This window comes from uncultured Pedobacter sp. (genome assembly GCF_913776295.1).
Taxonomy (GTDB): domain Bacteria; phylum Bacteroidota; class Bacteroidia; order Sphingobacteriales; family Sphingobacteriaceae; genus Pedobacter.
In genome coordinates, this window is record NZ_CAJYOJ010000043.1 from 134,401 (window position 1) to 142,433 (window position 8,033).

Annotated in this window: 6 protein-coding genes; 5 read left to right on the top strand and 1 reads right to left on the bottom strand. The window is 39.4% G+C overall.

What is annotated here, in order from left to right; genetic code table 11:
• Window positions 1-13 precede the first annotated feature (13 nt).
• Window positions 14-199, bottom strand: coding sequence for a hypothetical protein (locus tag QZ738_RS08690; protein ID WP_025141696.1), 186 nt, complete (start codon window positions 197-199; stop codon window positions 14-16).
• A gap of 234 nt (window positions 200-433) precedes the next feature.
• Between QZ738_RS08690 and QZ738_RS08695 the strand changes: the two genes are divergently transcribed.
• The 5 genes from QZ738_RS08695 (at window position 434) to QZ738_RS08715 (ending at window position 7,825) form a co-directional block, all read left to right on the top strand.
• Window positions 434-1,060: a TetR/AcrR family transcriptional regulator gene (locus QZ738_RS08695; protein ID WP_293786638.1), complete on the top strand. Its 627-nt coding sequence runs from the start codon at window positions 434-436 to the stop codon at window positions 1,058-1,060.
• A complete protein-coding gene (locus QZ738_RS08700; RefSeq protein WP_293786640.1) occupies window positions 1,057-2,376 on the top strand; it encodes a TolC family protein in 1,320 nt (439 codons plus the stop codon). The genes QZ738_RS08695 and QZ738_RS08700 overlap by 4 nt, the downstream gene beginning before the upstream one ends.
• A gap of 8 nt (window positions 2,377-2,384) precedes the next feature.
• Window positions 2,385-3,422: an HlyD family secretion protein gene (locus QZ738_RS08705; RefSeq protein ID WP_293786641.1), complete on the top strand. Its 1,038-nt coding sequence runs from the start codon at window positions 2,385-2,387 to the stop codon at window positions 3,420-3,422.
• Window positions 3,423-3,429: 7 nt separating this feature from the next.
• Complete coding sequence (locus QZ738_RS08710) at window positions 3,430-4,977, top strand: DHA2 family efflux MFS transporter permease subunit (RefSeq protein ID WP_293786642.1); 1,548 nt, start codon at window positions 3,430-3,432, stop codon at window positions 4,975-4,977.
• Between the two features lie 262 nt (window positions 4,978-5,239).
• Window positions 5,240-7,825: a phosphoenolpyruvate carboxylase gene (locus tag QZ738_RS08715; RefSeq protein WP_293786643.1), complete on the top strand. Its 2,586-nt coding sequence runs from the start codon at window positions 5,240-5,242 to the stop codon at window positions 7,823-7,825.
• Window positions 7,826-8,033 lie beyond the last annotated feature (208 nt).

The window sequence follows — 8,033 nt, forward strand, 5'->3', positions numbered from 1 at the left end:
TAAAAGTTTAAAACTAATATTTTCTTCCCTTAACAATAGCGTTTAAAAATAAGCCTGCTGTTAACAAACCTAAAACACCACCTAACAAGGCAAAAATATAGTTTTGCGTAATGATTGCTCCGGTTAACACCCCGAAGAATAAACCTAAAGCATAATATAACCAGTTGAAATTATTGCTGCTGTTCTCTTGTACACTCATGTTTTCTGTTATTTGGAGGCAAAGTTAATATTTATTTTAAATTTTAATCAATATGTCCAAATCTAATTAATTATCAAAATCCGGCCAGGTTTGTATTCAAAACAAGCTTATTATTAATCGCGCTAATGATTATTCATTCCGCAAATCAGGGTTTTATCAAAAGAATGTAAAAGAAGTGAAGAAACATTTGGAAGTTAATCAATCGTTTGATTAATTTTGTGCTGTTAAAAAGAAATGAAAACAGAAAAAGTAGATAAAAGACAGGCCATTCTTGAAGCAGCTGAAAAGCTGTTTTGCGAAACGGGTTATGAAGGTACTTCTACCCGGCAGATTGCGAAGGAATCTGGAGCGAATATGGCGATGATAAATTATTATTTCGGTTCAAAGGAAGGGGTTTTTGTAGAGATTATGAACGAGCGTATTGCTGGTTTTGCATCTCAGCTAAAAATCATCAATGAAGATAAGATTTCGGCATTAGAAAAACTGCACAGGGTTATTGAGGGCTATGTGAACAGGATTTTAAATAATACTGCATTTCATAAAATGATGCACCGGGAGCTTTCTTTAACTCAGAGACCGGCAATGTATGATAAGATTAAAGATGCCATGAGCCACAACATGCAGCTTATCGACCGGATTATTACCAGCGGCATTGAAGATGGCACTTTTAATAAAGTAGATGTACGGATGGTAATCGCAACCATTATGGGTACAATAACCAATATTGTGATTGCACCCCAAAAGGTAATATCATGTTCCAACTTTGACCTGAATGATCCAAAAGACAAAAAAATGATTAAGGAGCGGACAATCGCTCATTTACAAGATCTCACAACAGTTTATTTAACCACAAAAAAATGATACCCAGATCAATAAAATTAATGCTTTTGGCATCATTAATTCCGGCAGCTTTGTTTGCACAAGGCACCAGGGAATTAAATATCAACCAGGCCATAGAACTCGGCCTGGCCAATAGTAAAAACTTAAAACTTTCCCAAAACAAGATCGATCAGGCAGTGGCCCAGCTTGAAGTTGTAAAAGACAATGCGCTGCCAACGGCAAATGCAAGCTTTATGTACAATCATGCCGAAATACCCACCACTACTTTTACTTTGCCGGGTAGCGAATCATCTTTCCGTCTGCCTAAAAGAGCCGATGCCTTTGTTGGTACAGCAGCAGTGCAGGAACTTGTTTATGGTGGTGGTAAATTAAAATACGCAAAAGAATCGACCAGGTTATTGGCAGAGGTTGCACGTTTAGATGCCGATAAGAGCAAGGAAGAAATCACCTATGCAGTGATCAATACCTATTATGCTTTATATAAGGTTTTACAAAGTAGCAAAGTTGTTGATCAGAATCTGGAATCGATTGCTGCACAGATTAAACAGGCACAACGTTTCTTCGAACAGGGCATTGTAACCAAAAATGACGTGTTGCGTTTTCAATTGCAGCAGGCAAATGTTACGCTAACCCAAATGGACATCGAGAGCAATCGTAAAGTAATCAACTACAATCTGGATATTCTTTTAGGTTTACCCGAAGATACCGAAGTTAAGATTGCTGATCCCACTGCCGGCTTAAAAACGTCAGGTTCATTAAATGAGTACATTAGCCTGGCAATGGCTAACCGCCAGGAATTAAAGCAACTTGATGTGCAAAATAAGGTAGCCGATTTTAACATCAAAACCATCAAGGCGAATACATTACCTACTGTTGGTGTTGGTGCCAACCTGTATTACATTAACCCGAGTGGCAATTTTATTCCGCCTGCAAATCAGTACTTAATGCCTGTTACCTTAGGAGCAACGGTTTCCTGGAATTTCGGAAACCTTTGGACGAATAAAAACAAAGTAAGCCAGGCAAAAATACAGCAGAATGAAATTACCATTCAGAAAGATATTTTATCAGATCAGGTAAAAACAGATATCAATAAAAACTTTCAGAATTACCAGGTGGCCATGAACAAAATCCAGGTTTTGGAAACTTCAATTGCACAGGCTACAGAAAACGATAAATTATTGGCATCAAAATACAAAAACAATGTGGCTTCGGTTACCGACCGCATTGATGCTGAAACCTTATTATATCAGGCAAAAATAAACTTGGAAATAGCAAAGGCAGACGCAGGTTTGGCTTACTATACCTTATTAAAATCAACAGGAAAAATAACGCAATAAATACGGCAATGACAACTGAAAAGAAAAAAAAGAACATAGTAGTACCCATCATCTTAGGTGTTTTACTCGTTATAGGTATAGTCTTCGGGATTATAGAATGGAATTATTATAGCAAGCACGTTGATACGGATGATGCTCAGATTGATGGTGACATCAGTCCGGTTGTTGCCCGTGTTGGCGGTTATGTAAAGGATATTAATTTTGAGGAGAATACCCGCGTAACCGAAGGACAGGTTTTAGTTAAACTTGATGATAATGATTATAAAGTGAAACTGGAGCAGGCACAATCTGGCCAAAAAGGGGCTAGTGCAGGCGTTGGTGTGGCTCAATCTCAAATTGCGGCAACAGAAGCCAATACCAGTACTGCGAAAGCAAACGTAGCTGCAGCAAAGGTTAAATTAAACCTGGCGCAAAAAGATTACGACCGTTATGCCAACCTGATTAAAGACGGATCGATCACCCAACAGGCTTTCGACCAGGCAAAAGCAGCTAAAGAATCGGCACAGGCAGCTTATCAGGCCGCGGTAGATCAATATAATGCAGCAGTTAAACAAGTGGGCACCACGCAATCGCAATTGGCAGTTAGCAGTAATGTAATCAGCCAGCGCCAAAGTGATATTGATTTTGCAAAGCTTCAGTTATCATATACCGATATCAAAGCCCCTGCAACAGGTATTGTTTCTAAAAAGAATGTGCAAAAAGGACAACTGGTTCAGGCAGGTCAATCTTTATTCTCTATTGTAAACGATGGAAGCATTTATGTAACGGCTAACTTTAAAGAAACCCAATTGGAAAAAATTAAAGAAGGTTCTAAAGTAGAAATAGAAGTAGATGCTTATCCTGATCAAAAAATTGAAGGCGAAGTATATAACTTTTCACCGATTACTGGTGCAAAAGGATCTTTATTGCCTCCTGATAATGCTACAGGTAACTTCGTTAAAGTTGTGCAACGCGTTCCGGTAAAAATTAAAATCCATCCATCAAAAGAGCTGTTGGCTAAATTACGTCCAGGAATGAGCGTTAAAGCCTCAGTTTCTGTTAACTAATAAAAAAATGGCCGAAGTAGGTTTAAAAAAGTGGATTATTACATTTACGGTAATTACAGCTTCATTGCTGGAGTTGATTGATACGACTATCGTAAATGTGGCAATTCCACAGATACAGGGAAACCTGGGCGCCACCCTTGAGGATGTGGCCTGGCTTTCCACCGGCTATGCGGTAGCAAACGTTATTGTATTGCCCATGTCGGGCTGGTTGGGTAACCGGTTTGGCAGGAAAAACTATTTTCTTACCTCTATTATCGTTTTTACGCTCGTTTCTTTTTTATGCGGAAACGCGACTTCATTAAACGAGCTTATTTTATTCAGGGTTATTCAGGGACTGGCCGGTGGTGGTTTGATATCAACAGCACAAGCTATTCTTATCGAAACCTGGCCACGTGAAGATGTGGGGATTGCAACCGCTTTATTTGGTTTGGGTGCAGTAGTAGGGCCAACCGTTGGACCAACTATTGGTGGATATATTCTGGATGTCAGCTCTTGGCCGTGGATTTTTTATGTGAATATTCCTGTTGGCATACTCGCGGCCTATTGTACCTATTCTTTTGTGCGGGCCACTCCGAAAGAAGGGCAGGGTCAACCTGTCGATTGGTGGGGTATCGCCCTGTTGGCCATAGCGGTAGGTAGTTTACAAACATTGCTTGAAAAGGGAGAGAGTGAAGACTGGTTTGCTACGCCGTATATCACAGCCTTGGCTGCCACATCGGTATTTGGCTTATTGCTTTTCATCTGGAGGGAAATGAGTACCGACCATCCGATTGTAAACTTTAAGATTATGCGGCACAGAAGTTTTGCCGTAGGTATGTTTACCTCTTTTATTTTAGGGTTTGGTTTATACGGCTCTGTGTTTATTTTTCCGGTTTTTTGCCAGAATTTATTGGGCTTTTCGGCCCTGCAAACAGGAGAATTGTTATTTCCCGGAGGCTTATGTACCATTATCATGATGCCTTTTATCGGGATTATGCTTAAAAAAGGGATTCCTGCACAGTTTATGGCTACTTTTGGTATGCTGGCATTCTTTATTTTTTGTTGGATGCTGAGCAAATCAACACTTCAATCAGGTACCGGTGATTTCTTTTTGCCATTGGTAATTAGGGGTATAGGTATGGCTTTGTTGTTCGTACCATTAACCACACTGGCTATCCAAGATTTAAAAGGACCGGAAATTGGTCAGGGCTCAGGTTTAAATAATATGATGCGCCAGCTGGGCGGTTCATTTGGCATCGCTGCTTTGACCACTTTGATCCACATCCGTTCAGGTTTCCATAGAAGCAATTTGTTGACCAATCTTAACGACTACAACCAACCATTTGTTGATCGTTTTAATGGGTTAATTAAAGGTTTTATGGCTAAAGGGCAAACCCTGTTCGACGCTAAAATTATGGCAGCTAAAGCGATGGAAGGAATTGTAACCAGACAAACGATGTTGCTTACCTATGACGATGCATATTGGATCGCCGGTTTGATTATGTTGTTTTCCATCCCCTTGCTTTATCTCCAGAAGTTTAAGAAAAACGCAAACATTCCGGCCGATGTACACTAAAATTTGCAATGAAATGCCATAAATAATGGTAAAAAACAAAAACAGCCGGTGTATTTTATTACATCGGCTGTTTTAACCCAAAAAATTAACAATCAATGCAATGCCCTTAAACATTGCAAATGTTCTTAGTCAACCACATGGTGGCCAAATAAGATTCTAAAAATAAAATTTATTCTACAATTTTCCAAATTGTAAGCCTTAGAATTTTAATACCTTATGCATTTTTTGTAGTATTACCGTACACAAAACTATTGCATAACCTATGCCGAAACTTCGTTTAACTACACAACGGGAATCTATTTTTAATAATGAGGTCATCTCAAAATTTGAACTATTTAACAGTTTATTTCTCACCTTGCCTTTTTACAAAATTAAGGATACCGGAACATTGCTTCCGTTGTTTTTTAAGAGCTGTGAAGAAGGTATAGCCAATGGAGAAAAACCTGCCCAGATTATTGAAGAGTTTTTTGCGAAGTATACCAGTTATACTGATCGCAAGGATATCATCGACCTTCTTTTTCGCTTTATTCAGTATATCGAACGCCAAGTGGTGCTTTTTGATGCTGTAGAAGATGCTTCTTTTACTAAGTTAAATACTACCGACGAGCAGAGCACCTTGTCATTTATTCTAAAGAAAAATGCCGATAACAAACCGATGTTATCGAAAATTGAGAAATTGATTGATGAACTTTCGCTCCGTTTGGTTTTAACCGCACATCCAACGCAATTCTATCCTGGAAGTGTTTTGGCCATTATTACCGATTTAACCACGGCTATCAGGGATAATGATCTTACCTTGATGAACTCTTTGTTACAGCAATTGGGTAAAACGCCATTTTTTAACAAAAAGTCGCCAACACCGGTTGATGAAGCCCTAAACCTGGCCTGGTTCTTAGAAAATACTTTTTATTTTGCTGCGGCCAATATCCAGGAAGAGATAGACCAGAACCTGGATGAATATAACCTGGAAACCAAGAAAATTTTAGAACTGGGTTTCTGGCCTGGCGGAGACCGGGATGGAAATCCAAATATTCACGCTGATACGACCTTAGCCGTTTCTAAAATGTTGCGACAAATCCTGTTCCGCTGCTACTACCGCGATTTCAGGGTTATTAAACGCCGCATCACTTTTAGAGGTGTTGAAGAAAATATTGCCAAGCTGCATGATGTACTTTATCAGAATGCTTTCGATCAATCGTGCGAACTTTATGATATTTCTGATGAATTAAGAGATAACCTAAATAAAATTAAAGAAACCTTACTGGCAGAACATGAAGGTTTATTTGTTGATCTGGTTAATAATCTGATCCGCAAAATAGACTTATATGGCAATTACTTTGCATCGCTGGATATCCGTCAGGATAGCAGGGTACTGAGAAAGGTGCATGCCTATTGCCGCGAAAATAAACCCATTTCTTCTTTATACCCAGCCAATTACGATCAGCTTTCGGAAGCGGAGAAATTAGCTTTAATTTCTTTTAAGGAAGCAACCGTTGTTTACGCAAGTGAGGCTGATGCCTTGATAAATGATACCATTGAGGTAATTAAAGAAATTAAAGGTATCCAAAAACGCAATGGCGAAAAAGCTTGTCACCGTTTTATTATCAGCAATTGTCAGCAGGCGAGTGATATCCTTCAGCTGATCGAGCTTTTCCTTTGGAACGGTTGGAGCAAAGATTCGCTCACCATAGATTTTGTGCCGCTTTTCGAAACGGTAAACGATTTAAAGGGCGCCGCGGCCATTATGGAAACCTTATATAGCAATCCGTTTTATAAAGCGCACCTGGTTAAACGTGGCAATAAACAGCACATCATGTTGGGATATTCTGATAGTACCAAGGATGGTGGTTATTTAATGGCAAACTGGTCTATCTTTAATGGCAAAACATCCTTATCAGCTGTTGCTGCAAAACATAACATCCAGCTGGCCTTTTTTGATGGCCGTGGCGGCCCGCCCGCACGCGGTGGAGGTAAAACACATCGTTTTTATGCCTCAATGGGTAAGGAGATTGCGAACAAGAATATGCAGTTGACCGTTCAGGGGCAAACCATTAGCTCGCAGTACGGTTCAGTAGAAAGTGCGGAATTTAATATTGAACAGTTAATTAATGCGGGAATATCGTCAGGATTAAAAGAAAAACATAATGTGCTTTTAGATCCTGACAATAAAGCCCTGCTGGATGAAATGGCAGAAGATGGTTACAGGGCTTTTGTAGACCTGCGCGAGCACCCCTTATTTGTAAGTTATTTAGAGAAATTATCTCCTTTAAAATTATTATCTCAGGCCAATATCAGTAGCCGTCCGGTAAAAAGAAATGGGGGAGGCGAAATGAAACTAGAAGATTTAAGGGCCATCAGTTTTGTAACTGCCTGGAGTATGCTGAAACAAAATGTGCCTGGTTTTTACGGAATGGGTACGGCGATGAAAAATCAGGAAAAGGCGGGAAACTGGGACAAAGTGGTGAAGGTTTATGAAGATTCTGACTACCTCAAAACTATAGTGGATAATTGTATGATGAGTATGAGTAAATCAGACTTTGTGATTACCGCTCATTTGGCAAACGATAAAGAGTTTGGTGCCTTTTGGACGCAATTACATGAAGAATTCAAGTTAACTAAAGAGATGCTCTTAAAACTATCCGGACAGCCAACTTTAATGGCCAATTACCCGGTAGATAAAAAGTCGATTGCTACACGCGAAAAAATTATTTTGCCATTGGTATTAATCCAGCATTTTGCCTTAGAGAAACTGCAGCACGACCAGAACGAGACAGACCAGCATGCTTTAGAAAAGCTTGCGGTAAGAACGGTATTTGGTATTGTAAACGCGGGAAGGAATTTGGCTTAGTATTCAAAAAAGTGTGCGCTCGTTTCCAAACGAGCGCATAAATAACGATACGATTCTATCGTTTGTAAACGATAAATTATTCGGGGCTGACTAAAAAGGGTATAAAAATTACAGCCGTTGCTTTAAAAAGCAGCGGCTGTTTAGTAAATTTAATTGCGAAAGAAATTTACTATGGCTAAGATACAAAGTTCAGCACAATTCAAAAACT

Excerpts from the sequence above, each read along its gene's own strand:
- QZ738_RS08690 (WP_025141696.1), bottom strand. The coding sequence starts at position 199 with ATGAGTGTACAAGAGAACAGCAGCAATAATTTCAACTGGTTATATTAT.
- QZ738_RS08695 (WP_293786638.1), top strand. The coding sequence starts at position 434 with ATGAAAACAGAAAAAGTAGATAAAAGACAGGCCATTCTTGAAGCAGCT.
- QZ738_RS08700 (WP_293786640.1), top strand. The coding sequence starts at position 1,057 with ATGATACCCAGATCAATAAAATTAATGCTTTTGGCATCATTAATTCCG.
- QZ738_RS08705 (WP_293786641.1), top strand. The coding sequence starts at position 2,385 with ATGACAACTGAAAAGAAAAAAAAGAACATAGTAGTACCCATCATCTTA.
- QZ738_RS08710 (WP_293786642.1), top strand. The coding sequence starts at position 3,430 with ATGGCCGAAGTAGGTTTAAAAAAGTGGATTATTACATTTACGGTAATT.
- QZ738_RS08715 (WP_293786643.1), top strand. The coding sequence starts at position 5,240 with ATGCCGAAACTTCGTTTAACTACACAACGGGAATCTATTTTTAATAAT.